Source organism: Ruegeria sp. CDSB113 (assembly GCF_059611045.1).
In genome coordinates, this window is record NZ_JBXWOU010000005.1 from 180,996 (window position 1) to 198,612 (window position 17,617).

Sequence of the window (17,617 nt, forward strand, 5' to 3'; positions counted from 1 at the left end):
TTCAATTCAGCGGGGGCGGTGAATATGCGCGCTTTGAACAATGCCGAAGGCGGCCATCAGAACCAGCATGGCGGACCCGCCGTAGCTGACCATCGGCAGGGGCACGCCCACAACCGGTGCAAGGCCCATGACCATGGACATATTGACCGCAAAGAACAGGAAGAAGTTGAGCGCGACCCCCAAGGTGACCAGGGATGAGAACCGGTCCTTTGTCGCCAACGCCGTAACCATGCAGAAGATAATAATCAGGGCGTAAAGGGTCAGCAAAGTGATGCCTCCGACAAACCCGAATTCCTCGGCCAACGTGGTAAAGATGAAGTCCGTGTGCTTTTCGGGCAGAAAGTTCAGGCGCGACTGCGTCCCTTGCATGAACCCGCGCCCGTTCCAGCCGCCTGACCCCAACGCAATTTTCGACTGGGTAATGTGATAGCCTGCACCCAGCGGATCGGTGGAGGGATCAAGGAAAGTGTCTATTCGGCGGAACTGATAATCCTTGAGCAACTGCCACTCGGTGCCCCGGCTATTGAACACTGTCGCAATCAAGCCGACCACCGCCGCGATAACGGCGGCGAAATAAGCCCAGTGCACTCCAGCCAGGAACATCAGTCCCCCGCCCGCCGCCAACAACAGGATCGAAGTGCCCAGATCGGGTTGTTTCAGGACCATAGCTGTAGGGATCAGGATCAGGATGACCGGGATAAGCACCCAGAGCGGTCGCGATGTCTTATGAGAAGGCAACCAGTCGTAGTAGGCGGCCAGAACCATGACCAGCGCAATCTTCATGACTTCGGAAGGCTGGAGCCTCATGAACCCAAGGTCGATCCAACGCTGCGCACCCATGCCGATGGTGCCAAAGAGTTCCACAAAAATCAGCAGAACGATCGAGCCGAGATAGGCCAAAACGGACATGTTGCGCCAGAACCAGATCGGCACCAACGCGATGATGAACATAACGGTCAGTCCCAGTCCGAACCGCTCAATCTGGGGTTCGGCCCAGGGCATCCAGGACCCGCCCGCGACCGAGTACAGCATCAGGAATCCGGCGCTGGCGACGCTGATCAGCAACAAAGTCAGCGGCCAGTTCATGTAGAGGAACTTGCGAAACCCCGTTGGCGTGGATTTGACGGCGTACTCAAGATAGCTCATGCGCGGTCCTTTTCATCGGGTCGCGCTTTGGGGCGACGGTCGCCCTCAAGCCGTTTTTGTTGTTCCTTAATGCGGTCACGATCTGCAACCGGATAAGCCTCGAGCGGTGGGGTGCCGTTGTACAGAGCCTGCAGCATGATGTCTCGCGCGACCGGGGCCGCTGCCTTGGATCCGCCACCGCCGTGTTCCACCACAACTGCCACGGCGTATTTCGGATTGTCGTACGGCGCATAGCTGACGAACAGCGCGTGGTCGCGCCGTTCCCACGGCAGGTCTTCGTTGCGGATTACGCCAGCCGCGCGTTCGGCCTTGGTGATGTTGCGCACCTGGCTGGTCCCTGTCTTACCGGCCATGCGGAATTCATCATTGATGATGCGGCTGCGATAGGCGGTGCCAGCCCTGTCGTTTGAGACCGAGAACATCGCTTTGCGCACCTGATTCAGGTTGTACGGATTGACGTCCAGCGGCTCACCTGCTCCTGACGGTTCCTCGACGCCATTGACGGACCGCACCAGACGGGGCGTCACGGCCCGGCCCGTGGCGATCCTTGCCGTCATGACCGCAAGCTGTAGGGGCGAGGCCAGCATGAACCCTTGCCCGATTGAGGCATTCGCGGTGTCGCCTACCAGCCAGCCTTCGCCATGGACCCGCTCTTTCCATTCCTGATTGGGGGCCAATCCGGCAGCGACAGCTGACATCGGGATGTCGTGCTTGACGCCCAGTCCGAACTTGCGCGCCATTTCCGAGATTTTGTCGATGCCGGTACGCACCGCGACATCGTAATAGTAGACGTCGCAGCTGCGCTTTAGTGACAAGTTAAGATCCACTGTCCCATGCCCGCCGCGCTTCCAGCAGTGGAAGCGGCGGCTACCGACCTTCAGGTGCCCAGGGCAATAGACGGTGTTGCCGGGGCTAACCACTCCGGCCTCAAGCGCGGCAAGAGCGGTGATCATCTTGAAGGTCGAACCCGGCGGGTAGGTGCCCTGAACCGTCTTGTTGGCCAGCGGGCGGTAGTTATTTTCAGTCAATGCCCGGTAATCCGCGACCGATATCCCGCGCACGAACAGGTTCGGGTCGAAACTGGGGGCAGAACTGATGGCCCGGATATCCCCGGTTTCGCAGTCGATGACGACGGCAGCCGCGCTTTCACCGGCCAAGCGCGCCTGGGCGTATTGCTGCAGATCCGCATCAACGGACAATTGCAGATCGGCCCCTGCCTCGCCTTCTTGCCGGTCAAGCTCGCGCATGATGCGGCCTGTGGCGTTGACCTCGACACGTTTTGCGCCAGCTTTTCCGCGCAGGCTGATTTCCTGTTTGGACTCCAGACCGACCTTGCCGATCTGGAACCGGGGGATACGCAGCACTGGTTCGGGATCTTCGATCAGGCTGAGGTCATAGTCACTGACCGGCCCGACATAACCAACGACATGGGCGAAATCTTCATAGCGGGGATACTGACGGGCCATGCCCACTTCGGGCGTAACGCCGGGCAAAGCGGGCGCATTGACCGCGACCTTGGAGATATCCTCCCACGTGACCTGATCGGCCAGTGTGACTGGCAGGAACGGGGCAGAGCGACGCATCTCGGTCTTGGCGCGGTCAATCTCTTCCTGAGTCAGCGGGATAAGCTCTGAAAGTTTGGCGATGACTTTGTCGACGTCGCCCGCATCTTCGCGGACCATAACAATACGATAGGACTGCGTGTTTTGTCCGATGATCTGGCCGTTGCGGTCATAAATGCGCCCGCGCGTTGGCGGGATCAGGCGAATGTTGATCCGGTTTTCTTCGGCCAGCAGGCGGTACTCGTCAGCCTGATCCACTTGCATGAAGCGCATTCGCGCTGCCAGGCCACCGATAAACGCAGTCTGCAACCCACCCAGGATCAACGCGCGGCGCGGTAGGCGTTTGTAGGCCAGTCTTTGCGCTTTGGGATTGCGTTGTTTCATGCCCGGGCTCCTTTTGAGCCAGGGTCCGACACTGACACGCGCCGAACGCCAAGCACATTCTGGCTGAGAAGAACGACCAGAGGATAAACCGCAATTGTCAGAACCACTTGTATCACCACAGGACCCAACGCTGCTTGCTGTACCGATAGAATAGCAAGAATTACGCGGTTCAATATGAAAATCCCCGCGATCACCACAGCGGCCGTTGTCCATTCAGCCATAAACCCGGCGTCGCGCATTCCGGGCGCGGCCGAGCGCAGATACACCGATCCTAAAACCACAAGTGCTGCCAGCAGGCCCGGAGGTCGTTGCAGCAGCAAATCGGCCATCAGCATCACCGCAGCAACCAGAAAAATGGGAACGTATTCCGGTCGGCGAAGAACCCAGGCAAACGTTAACGCAATAAGCATGTCCGGAAACGGCCACCGGTCCGGTTGTGTATCCAGAGGCAGAAGATGCAGGAATATAATCAGTAACGCCAGAAACACGTACAAACAGCGTTTGAGCCAAAGATGCGAGGTTTGCCTATCCATCGCCAACCTCCGGCGGGGTCAGGGCGGCCTCGGGTTGCCGTGGACCCACGATGCCGCCAGGATTCGAGATCACCGGGGCCAAGTGGAAGCGCAGAACGCGGAGGAATTCCAGTCGTTCGAAATCTGCGGAGAGGCGCACCCGCAAACGCCCGCCTGGGTCTTCGGTGATCTGCCCGATCAGCAACCCTCCGGGGAACACGCCGCCATCACCCGAGGTTACAACGCGGTCGCCGGGACGTACCAGTTCGCGGTTTTCCAGAAACTCCACCGACGGGGATTGCGTGTTGTCGCCGGTGATCAGAGCGGTTTGGCCAGACGGTTGAATTGTGGCCGGTATAGCGCTGGATGCATCCGTCATCAGGATAACGCGCGCGGTGTCGGGGCCAACACCCGAGATACGGCCGACCACGCCAATCCCGTCCATGGTGGCCCAGCCGTCCCTGATCCCGTCTCTCTCACCCACGTTCAGCAGGACCGACTGGCGGAAGGGCGAGCCGCTATCGGCCATGACCACCCCGGTGATATAGGTCAGGCGCGGATCAAGGCGCACATTGTTTAAATCCAATAGCCGGGCATTTTCCTGCTCCAGCTGCAGTGCGGCTTCTTTCCAGGCGCGCATGATGCGCAATTCGCTGCGCAATTCCTGGTTCTGGTCGCTCAGCCGTTGATAACTTTGGAAATCGCGCACCAGATTGACGGCGGCGGTAACAGGAACCATGGCCCATTCCATCGACGGCACAACACTGTCCACGACCTGTGCGCGAAACCGTTCCACGCGCGGGCTGTCGATCCGCCAGATCAGAAAGATGCCTAGCAGACACAACACAACAATCCCCAGCAGCAGGCGGCGCAAGGGGGTTGTGTATTCATCGCGCTGTGATCGGTCTTTTGCCACAGGACTCCTTCCCGTGCTGCTCGTGCCGAATTTACCCTATGTGGTAAAGGGTGCGCGCCTTAGCTTTCGTAGTCAATCGCGTGGCGCAGTTGTTTTTCGTATTCCAGCGCCTTGCCGGTGCCCAAAGCCACACAATTCAGGCTTTCGTCGGCAATCGACACGGCCAAGCCAGTCTGTTCGCGCAGGGCAAGGTCCAGATCACCCAACAGCGCACCGCCGCCAGTCAGCATCACGCCCCGGTCCACGATATCAGCCGCCAGATCAGGCGGAGTGGTTTCCAGTGCGGTCATTACCGCCTCGCAAATCTGCTGGACGGGTTCGGACAGCGCCTCGGCCACTTGGGCCTGGCTGATTTCAATTTCCTTGGGCACACCATTCAGCAGGTCGCGTCCGCGAATGTGCATCGACTGGCCGCGGCCGTCGTCGGGCATGCGCGCAGTGCCGATGGTGGTCTTGATCCGCTCGGCCGTGGATTCACCGACCAGAAGGTTCTGCTGGCGGCGCAGGTACGAGATGATCGCCTCATCCATCCGGTCACCGCCGACGCGGACCGAGCGGGCGTATACGATGTCACCCAGCGACAGAACAGCAACCTCGGTGGTGCCGCCGCCGATATCGACAACCATGTTGCCGGTCGGGTCGGTGATGGGCATGCCGGCACCAATCGCGGCTGCAATAGGTTCGGCAATCAGACCGGCGCGGCGGGCGCCTGCGGACAGAACCGATTGCCGGATTGCGCGCTTTTCAACGGGGGTCGCGCCATGGGGGACGCAGACGATGATCTTGGGTTTCGAGAAAGTTGACCGCTTGTGCACTTTGCGGATGAAGTGCTTGATCATTTCCTCTGCAGTATCAAAGTCGGCAATCACGCCTTCGCGCATCGGGCGGATGGCTTCGATCGATCCGGGGGTCCGGCCCAGCATCAGCTTGGCGTCTTCGCCAACAGCCAGAACCTTTTTCACGCCGTCCTTGACGTGATACGCCACCACAGAGGGTTCAGACAGGATAACACCGCGGCCCTTGACGTAAACCAGCGTGTTCGCTGTACCAAGGTCGATAGCCATGTCCGCTGTGAACAGGCCGCCCAGATTGCCAAAGATCCCCATATTTTTCCCTGATCCTGTATGTCAGTTTTCTACTGCCCGCGACTCGACGGTTCCGGGACGGATGACTTATAGGGTGCCAACTCGCCCGGTAAAAGGGCTGATTCCGCGACAATCAGCACCTTTCCGCCTTAATTGCAGGGACTTTAGAAGGCATCATGCTCTCATATCAACATATTTACCACGCTGGTAACCTTGCGGACGTCCATAAGCACGCAATTTTGGCAGAAACGTTGGCCTATCTGACCCAAAAAGACAAACCGCTGAGCTACATCGAAACCCATTCGGGGCGGGGGCTGTACCAGTTGGACTCGGATCAAGCCGTTCAGACTGGTGAAGCAGCTGCGGGAATTGAACGTGCGTTGACCGAAGGCTGGTTTGACGCCGACCATCCCCTGAGCAGGGCCATTGCCGCTGTTCACGATCGGCATGGCAAAACGGCGTATCCGGGGTCGCCGCTGATCGCGGCGAACCTGCTGCGGCCGCAGGATAAGATGCATCTTGCTGAATTGCATCCGCAGGAATACCGCGCGCTGTCTGACGCCATGATCACGACCGGTGCCCGGACCTATCAGCAGGATGGCTTTGAACTGGCCCAGTCCCTGCTGCCGCCAACGCCGCGCCGTGGCGTTTTGCTGATTGATCCAAGTTATGAGGTCAAATCCGATTATGACAGGCTGCCCGGCATCATCGCTTCGCTGAATCGGAAATGGAACGTGGGTGTGATCGCGCTGTGGTATCCGATATTGGCCAATGGGCGGCATCAGGCCATGCGCGACGCTTTGGCGAAACGGGATTTCCCCAAGGTTCTGCACCACGAGGTCCACTTTCCGGCTGCGCGTGAAGGGCACGGAATGGTTGGATCGGGAATGTTTGTTGTGAACGCGCCCTATGGTCTGAACGAGTGCGCCAAATCGTTGGACGGCCTGTTCGGCAAACTGCGCGGATGAGCAATCAGTGATCAGATGGGGTTTTCCTAAAGTATGCCACGCAGGTGAAAAATCTGCTGTGACAGCAATGGATTTGCAGGAAAAACCGTTTTTTCAAAGCCGGGCCCTTGATTTCTGGCGGTGATCTCGTAAATAAGTTGTCACACATGACAACAAACGGGAATCGGATTGCTTCGATGGACTTCCTAAGCCGCCATATCAGTGACTTTCACCTGAGTTACTGGGAAACCTTGATCAACGACTGGTTCTTCGTCTTCGCCATGGCCTTTCTGGCCTTCGAATTGATCCGATACGCAGTCGTCAAAAAGCTGAACTGGCAGATGATGGGTGACACCGTCACCAATTTCATCACGCTCGTTTTCTTCATCGGTATCAGCTTTGTTCTGTTGGCTGGTTTCTATATCGGTGCCTATGTCTGGGCTTCGCAATTTGCCGTGTTCGACATTCCGACAACATGGGCTTCGTTCATCATCGTGCTGATCCTTGCAGACCTAGCCTATTACTGGGAGCATCGGATTCTGCACCGGATTAACTTCCTCTGGGCGACGCATTCGGTTCACCATAGCTCTCCCTTCTTCAATATATCGGTCGCCTATCGACATGGTCCGCTGGATGGTTTTTGGCCGCTGTTTTTCCACCTGCCGCTTGTGCTGTTGGGGTTCAACCCGTTCATGGTGCTGGTCGCGGAACTATTGGTGCAACTGTATCAGACGGCCCTGCATACCGAGGTTATCAAAAAACTGTGGCGCCCGATTGAATACATCTTCAACACGCCGTCGCATCACCGCGTTCACCATGGATCAAACCCGAAATACCTGGACAAGAACTATGCCGGGATTCTGATCATCTGGGACCGCATGTTCGGTACGTTCGAGGAAGAAAAGGAAGAGGTGGTCTATGGCCTCGTCAAACCGATCGACTCGATCAATCCCTTCGTCGCCTTCCTTCACGGCTTTGCCCGCCTGTTCAAGGATGTCCGGAACATGCCGGGGTTCGGCAACAAGTTGGGTGTATTCTTCGGACCTCCGGGCTGGCAGCCAAAGAACGGTCGTAAACAGAGTAAACCCGCTAAGTAAGGCGTAGGAGCGCAAAAGATGCCAAGCAACACACAACGCATCGTGGCGGCAATCGTGACGGCAGGTCTGTTTGTCGGAGGCGCCTGGGTCGCCTCGGGGTTCACCACAGATATTGACCAAGCAGCGGCTTCCACCACAGGGACCTCGCAAGACATGGGTCTAACTGTCAATCTGCATGGTGTGCGCAGCACCAAGGGCAACGTGATTGTCATGGCTTTTGACCAGGCGACGGCGTTCGACAACATGGATTACACCAAGGCCGCCGGATATCTTGAAGCGCCAGCGTCCCAGGACCCGCTCCGCTTCGACTTTCCCGACCTCGACAGCGGGTATTTTGCCGTTATCGCGTTTCACGACGAAAACGGGGATTATGATCTGAACTATGACGCGAACTACATGCCAACCGAAGGGTATGCGGTATCGGGGCTGAACGATCTCAACGATACGCCGGTGTATGACTACTCGTTGATCGGGACAGAAAAGCCGACAGATCTGACCTTGTTCTATTGGCCGTAATGAGGCTGGAGATAATAGAGAAGGGGCGGTCGACAGTCGACCGCCCCTTTTTTGTTCAAGTAAGATCTTTGTAGCTGATTTCCCGGGTGTCTGCGCCCGGACCCGCCTTTTGACGGCGCACGATCAGGCGGTTCAACGCGTGGATATACGCCTTGGCCGACGCCACGACGGTATCGGTGTTGGCGGATTGACCGGTTGCGATCATGCCGTCCTCTTCAAGACGCACCGATACCGTGGCCTGTGCGTCCGTGCCTTCGGTCACAGCGTGCACCTGATAAAGCTGCAGGTGCGCCGTATTCGGATGCACAACGCGAATGGCGCGGAAGGCAGCGTCGACCGGGCCGTCGCCTTGTTCCGTAGCGATGATTTCCTTGCCGCCCACTTCCATTTCGATGGTAGCTTCGGCCTTGCCGACGGTTCCACAGGTCACTTTCATTGAAACCAGTTGCAGGTGATCGTCGCCGTCGTCATCATCCAGTGTCATCAACGCGATCAGGTCGTCGTCGAACACTTCTTTCTTACGGTCGGCCAGTTCCTTGAACCGAACGAAAATGTCCTTGAGTTGGTTGTCACCAACCTCATAACCCAGCGTGTTCAGCTTATCACGCAGCGCCGCGCGGCCCGAGTGTTTGCCCAGCGGCAAGGACGTGCCGGACAGACCGATATCCTCGGGGCGCATGATCTCAAAGTTTTCGCGGTTCTTCAGCATGCCGTCCTGATGGATACCGCTTTCATGCGCGAAGGCGTTCTTGCCGACGATGGCTTTGTTGAACTGCACGTTGAACCCCGACACCGTCGCGACCCGTCGCGAAATATGCATGATCTTGGTCGTGTCGATGCCGGTGTTCCAAGGCATGATGTCATTGCGTGTGCGCAACGCCATCACCACCTCTTCCAGCGCGGTGTTACCGGCGCGTTCGCCAAGGCCGTTGATGGTACATTCAATCTGACGCGCACCACCCGCTACCGCAGCCAACGAGTTCGCGGTCGCCAGGCCGAGGTCGTTGTGGCAGTGGGTCGCGAAGACCACCTCATCCGCGCCCGGAACCGTTTCGATCAGACGTTTGATCAGGTCAGCAGACTCCATCGGTGCCGTGTAGCCGACCGTGTCAGGAATGTTGATCGTTGTCGCACCGGCCTTGATCGCAATCTCGATCACGCGGCAGAGGTAATCCCACTCGGTCCGCGTCGCATCCATCGGCGACCACTGCACGTTTTCGCACAGATTGCGCGCGTGACTGACCGTTTCGTGGATTTTGTCGGCCATTTCGTCCTGTGTCAGGTTCGGGATGGCACGATGCAGCGGCGAGGTGCCGATGAAGGTGTGGATGCGGCTTTTGCCAGCATGTTTCACAGCTTCCCAACAGCGGTCGATATCGGCGAAATTGGCGCGGGCCAAGCCGCAGATACGGCTGTTCTTTGACCGTTCGGCAATTTCGGATACGGCCTTGAAGTCACCTTCAGAGGCAATTGGGAACCCCGCCTCGATAATATCGACGCCCATATCGTCCAGCAGCTCGGCAATCTCCAGCTTTTCCGAATGGGTCATGGTTGCGCCGGGGCTTTGCTCGCCGTCGCGCAGGGTTGTGTCAAAGATCAAGACGCGGTCTTGGTCGGTCACATTGGTCATGGGAATCTCTTTCTTGTCTGTCCTAAAGCCTATGGCGCGCGGGCGTCCTCCTCTGAGCGGGCGCGCCGGATGGCACGCTCAGAGGCGGATTAGGATCAGTAGGCCACGCAGAGACGCACCGCGAAGGGCGGTGTCGGCAATCAGGATATCTGCGCGGTTGATCATGGGGTTGAGGTTATACATCGCGCGGCGGGAATGAAAAGAACGAATTTTCCTCCGGCATATGAAGAGATTTCTTTTTTCCCACATGTGTTGATCACGCATTGCAGACGGCTAGTTCAACCCGCATGGAAACAGCACTTATCATCGGCGCTTCGGGTGGGATCGGAGGTGCAATTGCCAACAGGCTTCGGCAACAGTCGGTCGACGTCACCACATTGTCCCGGTCACAGGACGGATTTGATTTCACCGACCCCGAGATCGTAGATCGGACGTTGGCGGGCGTTTCCGGTCCGTTCGACTTGATCCTGGTCGCTGCTGGCGCTCTTGAGGTAAATGGTGCCACCCCCGAGAAAACCATCAGACTGCTATCCGCGCCGGCGATGATGGATCAGTTTGCGCTGAATGCGGTCGGACCTGCGTTGGTTCTTGCGCATGCCTCGCGATTGCTGCCGCGTGACCGGCGCGCCGTCTTCGCCGTGTTGTCTGCACGCGTGGGGTCGATTGGTGACAACCGGCTTGGTGGATGGATCAGTTATCGGGCGTCCAAAGCGGCGCTGAACCAGATTGTCCGCACATCCGCGATCGAGCTTGCCCGGAGCCATAAACAGGCGATCTGCGTCGCCTTGCACCCCGGTACGGTCACGACAGCATTCACCCGGAAATATGTTGGGCGGCACCCTGCGGTTACGCCTCATGAGGCCGCCCGGAACCTGCTAGCCGTCGCAGCCGCCTTGGACCCTGTTGATACGGGTGGGTTTTTTGACTGGGCAGGAAAGCCAGTACCCTGGTAGCTTGATTACCCGTCAGAGGCGGATGTATCGGGCTCGGTTTTGGTATCCGTCGCGTCGGGCGCGCTCACGTTCTCACTGGGCAGGACGCCGTTTTCCCAAACGCCGGTTTCTTCCAGGCCATTGGCATAACGCATGGTGCCATTACCGTGGCGTTTATTATCCAGAAAGGTGCCTTCGTAAACGTCACCGGTCGCATAAGTTGCCACACCCTGACCGCTGATTTTGCCTTCGGCCCAGCCGCCGGTATAGCTGAATCCGCGTGGGGTTTTTATAGTTCCCTCGCCGTGACGCTGACCGTCTTGGAAATCGCCTTCATAGGACGTTCCGTCGGGAAATGTTGCCTTGCCTTTACCCTGACGCGCGCCATCTACCCAGTCGCCTTCGTACCGATACCCGTTCGCGAATGTCAGAATGCCCGTGCCATGGCTCAGGCCGTTCTTGAACTGTCCTTGGTAAACAACACCGTTGGGATACGTGGCCTTGCCGTTGCCCTCAAAAATGCCAGCCGTCCATTCGCCGTCATAGACGGTGCCATCCGGATAGGTCTGAACGCCTTTGCCGTGCGGCAAATCTGCGCTGAAATCACCGGTATAGGTCGCGCCATCAGGATAGGTGACCTCACCCAGTCCTTCGATCTGGCCGTCCACCCATTCGCCGGTGTAATCAAACCCGTCGGTCCCAAGAAAGCGTCCTTTTCCGTGGCGGCGGTCATCGGCATATTCGCCCTCATAGGTCGCACCGTTGGCATAGGTGGCCTTGCCATTGCCCTGACGGCGGCCATCAACCAGATCGCCCTCGTAAAGGTCGCCATTGGCCTGCAACAAGCGGCCCTTGCCGGTCATGCGGTCCTGAGACCAATCACCGGTATATGTCATGCCATCCGGAACGGTCAGAGTACCCTGGCCATCGCGCAAGCCGTTGTTGATTTGCCCTTCGTAGATGCTGCCTTGCGTCGAGGTGATTTTGCCCTCGCCGTGCTTAACGCCATCCTTCCAGTCGCCATCGTAGACGTAACCGCTGGGGTCGGTCAGGACGCCTTTGCCGTGATAGCGGGCGTCTTTGAAGCTGCCCTCGTATCGGACACCGTTGGTGTATTTTGCAACTCCGGTTCCGTTGATTGACCCTTCGGCCCAGTCCCCCTCATAGCTGCCGCCGTCGGGGTAGATGATCTTGCCCTGTCCCTCGGGTTGCCCCTTTGCGAACATCCCCTCATAGACCGAGCCGTTGACATAGCGCGCAATGCCTTTGCCCTGAATTTCGCCTTCGACCCATTCGCCGACATATTCGAACCCGTTCGGCAGGCGGTAAGTGCCTTCGCCGTGGCGCAGGCCGTTCAGGAATGTGCCCTCATACACGCCGCCAACATCATCATCCGCAACGATAACCTGCCCGTCCTGCGCAAAGGCGGATGTGGCCAGTAAAGCCATCGCCGTGGCGGCCAAAGAAATGCGGATAGCGTTCATGGTTTTTCCTGCCTTGCCCGGTTTGTCACGTTTTCAAGCAAAACTAAGATACCCGTGCGGACAGAGCAACGTGTTTTGCCGCATTTGACTTTTACTCGCGGTGCGATCTGCTAAATGGCATTAGGACTGACGAGGGCAAGAGGGCAGCATGGCCAACCGTTTCCGCATTACTCTGGCACAACTCAATCCCGTTGTTGGGGACATCCAAGGCAATTTGGACAAGGCGCTTGCGGCGTGGGAGCAGGGGCGCGAAGCTGGTGCCGACCTTGTGGCTTTCCCCGAAATGTTCATTACCGGTTACAACACCCAGGATCTTGTGATGAAGCCGGTATTCCACCAGGCGGCCATGGCAGCGGTTCAGTCGCTGGCTGCGAAATGTGCCGATGGACCCACCATAGCAATCGGTGGTCCGTGGACGGAAGACGGTAAGCTTTTCAACGCCTACCTGATCCTCAAAGGGGGTCGCATCGGCAGCAAGGTGCTGAAACATCACCTTCCGAATGAAACCGTGTTCGACGAGGTACGCCTGTACGACGCTGGCCCGTTGGGGGGCCCGTACTCGGTTGGCAACTCGCGGATTGGCAGCCCGATTTGCGAAGACAGCTGGCACCCGGATGTCTCGGAAACACTGGAAGAAACCGGGGCCGAGTTTCTGCTGATCCCCAATGGCTCTCCTTACTTCCGCAACAAATATGATGTGCGCCTCAATCACATGGTCGCCCGTGTGGTTGAGACCGGTCTGCCGCTGATCTACCTGAACATGGTGGGCGGGCAGGACGATCAGGTCTTTGATGGCGCGACTTTCGGTCTGAATCCGGGCGGAGAGCTGGCCTTTCGAATGCCGGTCTTTGATGAAGCCGTGACGCATGTCGATCTGGAGCGCGGTGATGAGGGCTGGCGTATTGTGCCTGCTGAAGTTGTGCCGCAGCCGGATGAGTGGGAGCAGGACTATCGTGCCATGGTCCAGTCTTTGCGCGATTACATGGGCAAGACCGGGTTCAAAAAGGCGTTGTTGGGGCTGTCGGGTGGAGTGGACTCGGCCTTGGTCGCGGCAATTGCTGTTGACGCAATCGGTGCGGAAAACGTCCGTTGCGTGATGCTGCCGTCGGAATACACCAGCCAGGCCTCGCTGGATGACGCCGAAGCCGTCGCCAAGGCGCTGGGCGTACATTACGACTATGTTCCGATCTCGGACAGTCGGGCGGCGGTAACAGACACTCTGGCCCCGTTGTTTGCAGGGCGCGAGGCGGATTTGACCGAGGAAAACGTCCAATCCCGCCTGCGTGGTTTGCTGTTGATGGCGATCTCGAACAAGTTTGGTGAAATGCTGCTGACCACGGGCAACAAGTCCGAGGTGGCCGTGGGTTACGCGACCATCTATGGCGACATGAATGGCGGCTATAACCCGATCAAGGATCTGTATAAAACGCGCGTGTTCGAAACATGCCGCTGGCGCAATGCCAATCACCGTGACTGGATGATGGGCCCCGAAGGTGAGGTGATCCGCCCGTCGGTCATCGATAAACCCCCCAGTGCTGAGCTGCGTGAAGACCAGAAAGACAGCGACAGCCTGCCGGACTACCCGGAACTGGACGCGATCCTGGAAATCCTGGTCGACCGCGATGGCTCGATCGCTGATTGCGAAGCGGCAGGATTCGAAGCAGATGTCGCCCGCCGCGTGGAGCATCTGATCTATATCAGCGAATACAAGCGGTTTCAGTCCGCACCGGGCACGCGATTGACCAATCGAGCCTTCTGGTTGGATCGCAGATACCCGATTGTGAATCGTTGGCGGGGTCGATCTTGAATCGAAGCCACGCACATTTTTTATGTCTCCGATAGTTTCCGAAAGAAGTGTCTGAGGGTGTACTTTTGTGTATTGTCCACGGATGTGAGACAGTGCATGTCTGGAATCGGCTTAGGCCGTTTAACACGCTTGAAATTAGGACATTTTTCTGACACATTTTAGCTTAATTGCCGCCTCATGTGGGGCAGATGCGGCGCATTCTTAATTGGCTCGGTGTTTATGATCGAGTTTTGTTTGTTACGCATCGTGAATTGCGTGTCTGTGTTAACGATTTGGTGTGAAAATGCGTGAGCAATACGATAGGCCACTCCACTCGCCACTTCCGTGGCGTTCGATGGAATCCAAGGGTCATGAACTAGACGAAGATCAGGTCGATTCTGCCATTGCCGACCTCTTGGGGGCTGAGATGCCGTCAGAGCAAAAATCGGAACCAGTGGAATCTGTGGCCTCTTCGGTTCTGCCTGAACTGCCTTCACAAGAAAGCATGGGCGAAGATTTGTCCAGCAACGATGCCGGACTGACAGCCACATTGCGTCAGAAGTGGGCTGAACTCTGCGGCGCTGCTTGACGGCCTGGATCTGTTGAATCCAACAGTGCCAGAGATCATTCTGGCACTATAACCACAGCTTGTGAAAATTGTGATCCGTGCATCAGGCGACATGTTGCCTATTGCCTGATACCGCGCATTCATTGCAGTCCGAGCAATGAAGTAAGAGCGGCGGATGCCCGGTCCAAAACCAACTCCTGTAGAACCTGATCTGCATCTGCCCAAGTCTGTTGACGTTGTGGTCATAGGCGGCGGAATCATCGGCGCATCAACAGCTTTAGAGCTGTCAGAGCGGGGCGCGTCAGTCTTGCTGTGCGAAAAAGGCCATATTGCGGGCGAACAAAGTTCGCGAAACTGGGGATGGGTGCGTTTGGGGCTGCGGGACCCTCGGGAAATCCCGCTCATGCTAGAAGCGCAGCAGATCTGGCAGGATCTGGATCAACGCACAGGGCGCCAAACCGGATTTGCGCGTTCCGGCATCCTTTTTGGCGCCTCGGGGAAGCGGGATCATGCAAATCTTGAACGCTGGATGCGCCATGTTGAAGGTCTGCACACTGGCGCTGAGATGGTTTCGGGTGCTGAACTGGATGGCTTGCTGCCCGACAATCAATCGGGGTTGAAAGTTGCCCTGCACATGCCACGGGATGGACGGGCTGAACCGCAATGGGCCGCCCCTGCGATCGCTGAAGCCGCACGAGACAAAGGGGCGTGCCTGATGACCAACTGCGCAGTGCGCAGCGTTGATGTCGAGAACGGTTATGTCTCAGGTGTGTTTACCGAACGTGGTCGGGTGGCTTGTGCACGGGTGGTTCTTGCCGGAGGCGCGTGGTCGCGGCTGTTTGCGGGCAATGCGGGGATTGACCTGCCACAGCTTAAGGTTCTCAACACGGTCCTACGCACTTCACTGGTGAATGGGCCGGAAACAGCAATATGGTCAGATGACTTCGCGATGCGAAAAAGGGCCGATGGCGGTTATACAATTGCATCCGGGCACGAGAATACGGTTGATATTGTCCCGGATAGTTTTCGGCTTGCGCTGCAGTTTGTTCCGGCGTTCCGACAGGAATGGCGATCCTTGCGTTTCAGGCTGTCCAAACGCTGGGCGGCAGAGGCCGGTGAGGACCGAACATGGTTGCACACCGACGTCACGCCATTCGAACATTGCCGTGTGCTGGATCCTGAGCCCTCAGCCAAGGTCCTTAGGCGGACATGGGCGCGCGCGCGCAAAGGGTTCCCGGCGCTGGAGCAGGCAGAGATTGTTCAAAGCTGGGCAGGTTTGATCGACGTCACCCCGGACGCCATTCCGGTAATATCCTCAGTCGATACCATGCCGGGGATGTTCATCGCCACGGGGTTTTCAGGTCATGGATTTGGGATCGGCCCCGGAGCGGGGCGTTTAATGGCCGATCTGGTTTGTAAAACCACGCCATGCGTTGATCCGGCCGCCTTTCGCCTGTCCCGATTTACGGATGGTTCAAAGGTGAGGCCGGACCCGGGATACTAGGGTACTATCCCATCATCTGATAGCTGACCGGCACAAAGCGGAACCCATCGCCACGGGGTTCAACGAAGCCAGCCGCCGGGAATGGCATGTGATAGCCGATCATCGGAACCTTGTCGGCGGCCAGCATGCCCAGCACGTCGCGGCGCGACGCCGTGGCTGCGGCCTTATCCATGTCAAAGCGAACTTCCCATTCCGGATGGGCAAAGGACCAGACATAGTGGTTTGCCAGATCGGCGGTCAGAACCAGACGCTGACCGTTGCTTTCCAGATGATACACCGTGTGGCCAGGCGTATGGCCATAAGCTGCAACAGCGGTGATACCCGATGAGACTTCGCCGCCATTTTCAACAAAGGTCATCTTCTCGGCCAAAGGTGTGACCTTGGCCGCAACCAGATCTCCGACACGATTGCCTGCGTCCTGCGCCGCCCAGAAGTCATATTCCGGAGAGGAGGTAACATAGCGCGCGTTCGGGAAAGTCGGCGCGTCATTGGTCGTCATGCCGCCGATATGGTCGGGATGCATATGGGTGATGACGACGACATTGATTTGATCCGGTGTCACACCTGCATCTGCCAATGCTGCCTGAATACCACCTTGCCCCAGCCCCGTGTCGAACAGGACCAGCTCAGACCCGGTGTTGACCAGAGTCGGGGTAAAGAAGAACTGCGCGACATCTGGTGAGATGAAATTGTCCGCTGAGACTTTCGCGAAGTCTTCATCCGACGCTCCGCCGCCAAAGATTTCCTGGGCGCTATCGCGCGGCAGGCTGCCATCCAGCAAAGTCGTGACGGTGAAATCGCCCAACGCAAAGGATTTGGCGATGGTCGAGTTTGCCTTGGCCTCGGCTCCGGCTGCCAGAACCGGCGCTGCGGCTGCGGCAAAGGGCAAAGCTGCCGCGGTTCCCAATGCTGCGCGGCGTGTCAATTTGATGGTCATATTGGTTCTCCCTGTCAGAACACCATTCGGTGAGTTTAGGTCTGCGCAAGTCTCTTGCCAGTCTATACACAATTCAAATGGGCTGCGTGGATGAACATTACGTGTTAATTTTTGTTTATGGCGCGATCTGAAAACAAAACCGTTCCCACAGGGCAAAGTGTCGAAAGCTTTTTGTCGTCTGTTCAACCGGCGAAGAAGGCAGATGATGCGCGGGTGTTGGATGCCCTCTTTCGGCACGCGACCGGGTTTGAACCTGTTATGTGGGGGGCGTCGATTGTGGGCTATGGTCGTTACCATTATCGCTACAAGTCCGGGCGCGAAGGAGAGTTTCTGGCAACCGGGTTTTCCCCGCGCAAAACGGCTTTGTCGATTTACATCATGCCCGGCTACGCAGATTTCGGGGATATTCTGTCCAGACTGGGTAAACACAAGCTGGGCAAGTCCTGTCTCTACGTGAACAAGCTGGCGGATATTGACACGAATGTTCTGTCTGAACTGATACGCGCTGGGCTAAAGGACTTGAATCGGCACTGGCCGGTCCAGCCGATCTGAACGCCTTTGCTGGACAATTGGCCAATCCTGTGACAAGAGCCGCGCCAACAGGAGACACC

General features: G+C 57.6%; 16 protein-coding genes. 8 read left to right on the top strand and 8 right to left on the bottom strand.

The features are described from left to right. Positions 1 to 6 precede the first annotated feature (6 nt). Genes rodA through AC2FIS_RS11885 form a run of 5 tightly spaced genes read right to left on the bottom strand, consistent with a single transcriptional unit; the run spans position 7 to position 5,626 of the window. Positions 7 to 1,146, bottom strand: a complete 1,140-nt coding sequence (rodA, locus tag AC2FIS_RS11865; protein WP_058273483.1) for a rod shape-determining protein RodA — start codon at positions 1,144 to 1,146, stop codon at positions 7 to 9. Beyond that, entirely contained in the window at positions 1,143 to 3,092 is a 1,950-nt protein-coding gene (gene mrdA / locus AC2FIS_RS11870; protein WP_496773502.1) for a penicillin-binding protein 2, read from the bottom strand. Before mrdA ends, rodA begins: the two co-directional genes overlap by 4 nt. Then, positions 3,089 to 3,625, bottom strand: a complete 537-nt coding sequence (locus AC2FIS_RS11875; RefSeq protein WP_496773503.1) for a rod shape-determining protein MreD — start codon at positions 3,623 to 3,625, stop codon at positions 3,089 to 3,091. Before AC2FIS_RS11875 ends, mrdA begins: the two co-directional genes overlap by 4 nt. Beyond that, complete coding sequence (mreC, locus tag AC2FIS_RS11880) at positions 3,618 to 4,520, bottom strand: rod shape-determining protein MreC (protein ID WP_496773504.1); 903 nt, start codon at positions 4,518 to 4,520, stop codon at positions 3,618 to 3,620. Before mreC ends, AC2FIS_RS11875 begins: the two co-directional genes overlap by 8 nt. A 59-nt stretch (positions 4,521 to 4,579) precedes the next feature. Continuing rightward, positions 4,580 to 5,626 carry a rod shape-determining protein gene (locus AC2FIS_RS11885; RefSeq protein WP_039523195.1) on the bottom strand — a complete coding sequence of 349 codons (1,047 nt, stop codon included), beginning with the start codon at positions 5,624 to 5,626 and terminating at the stop codon, positions 4,580 to 4,582. A gap of 155 nt (positions 5,627 to 5,781) precedes the next feature. Between AC2FIS_RS11885 and AC2FIS_RS11890 the strand changes: the two genes are divergently transcribed. The 3 genes from AC2FIS_RS11890 (at position 5,782) to AC2FIS_RS11900 (ending at position 8,165) form a co-directional block, all read left to right on the top strand. Further along, complete coding sequence (locus AC2FIS_RS11890; protein WP_496723018.1) at positions 5,782 to 6,573, top strand: 23S rRNA (adenine(2030)-N(6))-methyltransferase RlmJ; 792 nt, start codon at positions 5,782 to 5,784, stop codon at positions 6,571 to 6,573. A gap of 146 nt (positions 6,574 to 6,719) precedes the next feature. Further along, a complete protein-coding gene (locus tag AC2FIS_RS11895) occupies positions 6,720 to 7,649 on the top strand; it encodes a sterol desaturase family protein (protein ID WP_496773505.1) in 930 nt (309 codons plus the stop codon). An 18-nt stretch (positions 7,650 to 7,667) separates the two neighbouring features. Beyond that, positions 7,668 to 8,165 (top strand): DUF2141 domain-containing protein, encoded by a 498-nt coding sequence (locus tag AC2FIS_RS11900; protein ID WP_496773506.1) that lies wholly within the window; start codon positions 7,668 to 7,670, stop codon positions 8,163 to 8,165. Between the two features lie 55 nt (positions 8,166 to 8,220). Here AC2FIS_RS11900 and AC2FIS_RS11905 read toward each other — a convergent pair whose 3' ends face one another. Further along, positions 8,221 to 9,795, bottom strand: coding sequence for a 2-isopropylmalate synthase (locus AC2FIS_RS11905; protein ID WP_113792119.1), 1,575 nt, complete (start codon positions 9,793 to 9,795; stop codon positions 8,221 to 8,223). Between the two features lie 287 nt (positions 9,796 to 10,082). On the opposite strand from AC2FIS_RS11905, the gene AC2FIS_RS11910 reads away from it, so the two are divergent. Continuing rightward, positions 10,083 to 10,748 carry an SDR family NAD(P)-dependent oxidoreductase gene (locus tag AC2FIS_RS11910; protein WP_496773508.1) on the top strand — a complete coding sequence of 222 codons (666 nt, stop codon included), beginning with the start codon at positions 10,083 to 10,085 and terminating at the stop codon, positions 10,746 to 10,748. Between the two features lie 5 nt (positions 10,749 to 10,753). Here the strand turns inward: AC2FIS_RS11910 and AC2FIS_RS11915 are convergent, their stop codons facing one another. Beyond that, complete coding sequence (locus AC2FIS_RS11915; protein WP_496773510.1) at positions 10,754 to 12,211, bottom strand: MORN repeat-containing protein; 1,458 nt, start codon at positions 12,209 to 12,211, stop codon at positions 10,754 to 10,756. A 148-nt stretch (positions 12,212 to 12,359) separates the two neighbouring features. On the opposite strand from AC2FIS_RS11915, the gene AC2FIS_RS11920 reads away from it, so the two are divergent. The 3 genes from AC2FIS_RS11920 (at position 12,360) to AC2FIS_RS11930 (ending at position 16,069) form a co-directional block, all read left to right on the top strand. After that, positions 12,360 to 14,018 (top strand): NAD+ synthase, encoded by a 1,659-nt coding sequence (locus AC2FIS_RS11920; RefSeq protein WP_496773511.1) that lies wholly within the window; start codon positions 12,360 to 12,362, stop codon positions 14,016 to 14,018. 283 nt (positions 14,019 to 14,301) lie between these two features. Next, positions 14,302 to 14,586: a hypothetical protein gene (locus tag AC2FIS_RS11925; RefSeq protein ID WP_496773512.1), complete on the top strand. Its 285-nt coding sequence runs from the start codon at positions 14,302 to 14,304 to the stop codon at positions 14,584 to 14,586. Positions 14,587 to 14,740: 154 nt separating this feature from the next. Then, positions 14,741 to 16,069: an NAD(P)/FAD-dependent oxidoreductase gene (locus AC2FIS_RS11930; protein ID WP_496773514.1), complete on the top strand. Its 1,329-nt coding sequence runs from the start codon at positions 14,741 to 14,743 to the stop codon at positions 16,067 to 16,069. A gap of 4 nt (positions 16,070 to 16,073) precedes the next feature. On the opposite strand, the gene AC2FIS_RS11935 is transcribed toward AC2FIS_RS11930, so the two are convergent. Further along, positions 16,074 to 17,006, bottom strand: coding sequence for an MBL fold metallo-hydrolase (locus AC2FIS_RS11935; RefSeq protein ID WP_496773516.1), 933 nt, complete (start codon positions 17,004 to 17,006; stop codon positions 16,074 to 16,076). A 117-nt stretch (positions 17,007 to 17,123) separates the two neighbouring features. On the opposite strand from AC2FIS_RS11935, the gene AC2FIS_RS11940 reads away from it, so the two are divergent. Further along, the gene (locus AC2FIS_RS11940; RefSeq protein WP_496773518.1) at positions 17,124 to 17,558 is read left to right on the top strand and encodes a DUF1801 domain-containing protein; all 435 of its coding nucleotides are present in this window, start codon (positions 17,124 to 17,126) and stop codon (positions 17,556 to 17,558) included. Positions 17,559 to 17,617: the final 59 nt, after the last annotated feature.

Bases quoted from the DNA above. Each gene is read 5' to 3' on its own strand.
- AC2FIS_RS11885 (WP_039523195.1), bottom strand. From the start codon at position 5,626: ATGGGGATCTTTGGCAATCTGGGCGGCCTGTTCACAGCGGACATGGCT.
- AC2FIS_RS11890 (WP_496723018.1), top strand. From the start codon at position 5,782: ATGCTCTCATATCAACATATTTACCACGCTGGTAACCTTGCGGACGTC.
- AC2FIS_RS11910 (WP_496773508.1), top strand. From the start codon at position 10,083: ATGGAAACAGCACTTATCATCGGCGCTTCGGGTGGGATCGGAGGTGCA.
- AC2FIS_RS11930 (WP_496773514.1), top strand. From the start codon at position 14,741: ATGCCCGGTCCAAAACCAACTCCTGTAGAACCTGATCTGCATCTGCCC.
- AC2FIS_RS11875 (WP_496773503.1), bottom strand. From the start codon at position 3,625: ATGGATAGGCAAACCTCGCATCTTTGGCTCAAACGCTGTTTGTACGTG.
- AC2FIS_RS11920 (WP_496773511.1), top strand. From the start codon at position 12,360: ATGGCCAACCGTTTCCGCATTACTCTGGCACAACTCAATCCCGTTGTT.
- mrdA (WP_496773502.1), bottom strand. From the start codon at position 3,092: ATGAAACAACGCAATCCCAAAGCGCAAAGACTGGCCTACAAACGCCTA.
- AC2FIS_RS11905 (WP_113792119.1), bottom strand. From the start codon at position 9,795: ATGACCAATGTGACCGACCAAGACCGCGTCTTGATCTTTGACACAACC.
- AC2FIS_RS11915 (WP_496773510.1), bottom strand. From the start codon at position 12,211: ATGAACGCTATCCGCATTTCTTTGGCCGCCACGGCGATGGCTTTACTG.
- AC2FIS_RS11900 (WP_496773506.1), top strand. From the start codon at position 7,668: ATGCCAAGCAACACACAACGCATCGTGGCGGCAATCGTGACGGCAGGT.
- AC2FIS_RS11940 (WP_496773518.1), top strand. From the start codon at position 17,124: ATGGCGCGATCTGAAAACAAAACCGTTCCCACAGGGCAAAGTGTCGAA.
- AC2FIS_RS11935 (WP_496773516.1), bottom strand. From the start codon at position 17,006: ATGACCATCAAATTGACACGCCGCGCAGCATTGGGAACCGCGGCAGCT.
- rodA (WP_058273483.1), bottom strand. From the start codon at position 1,146: ATGAGCTATCTTGAGTACGCCGTCAAATCCACGCCAACGGGGTTTCGC.
- AC2FIS_RS11895 (WP_496773505.1), top strand. From the start codon at position 6,720: ATGACAACAAACGGGAATCGGATTGCTTCGATGGACTTCCTAAGCCGC.
- AC2FIS_RS11925 (WP_496773512.1), top strand. From the start codon at position 14,302: ATGCGTGAGCAATACGATAGGCCACTCCACTCGCCACTTCCGTGGCGT.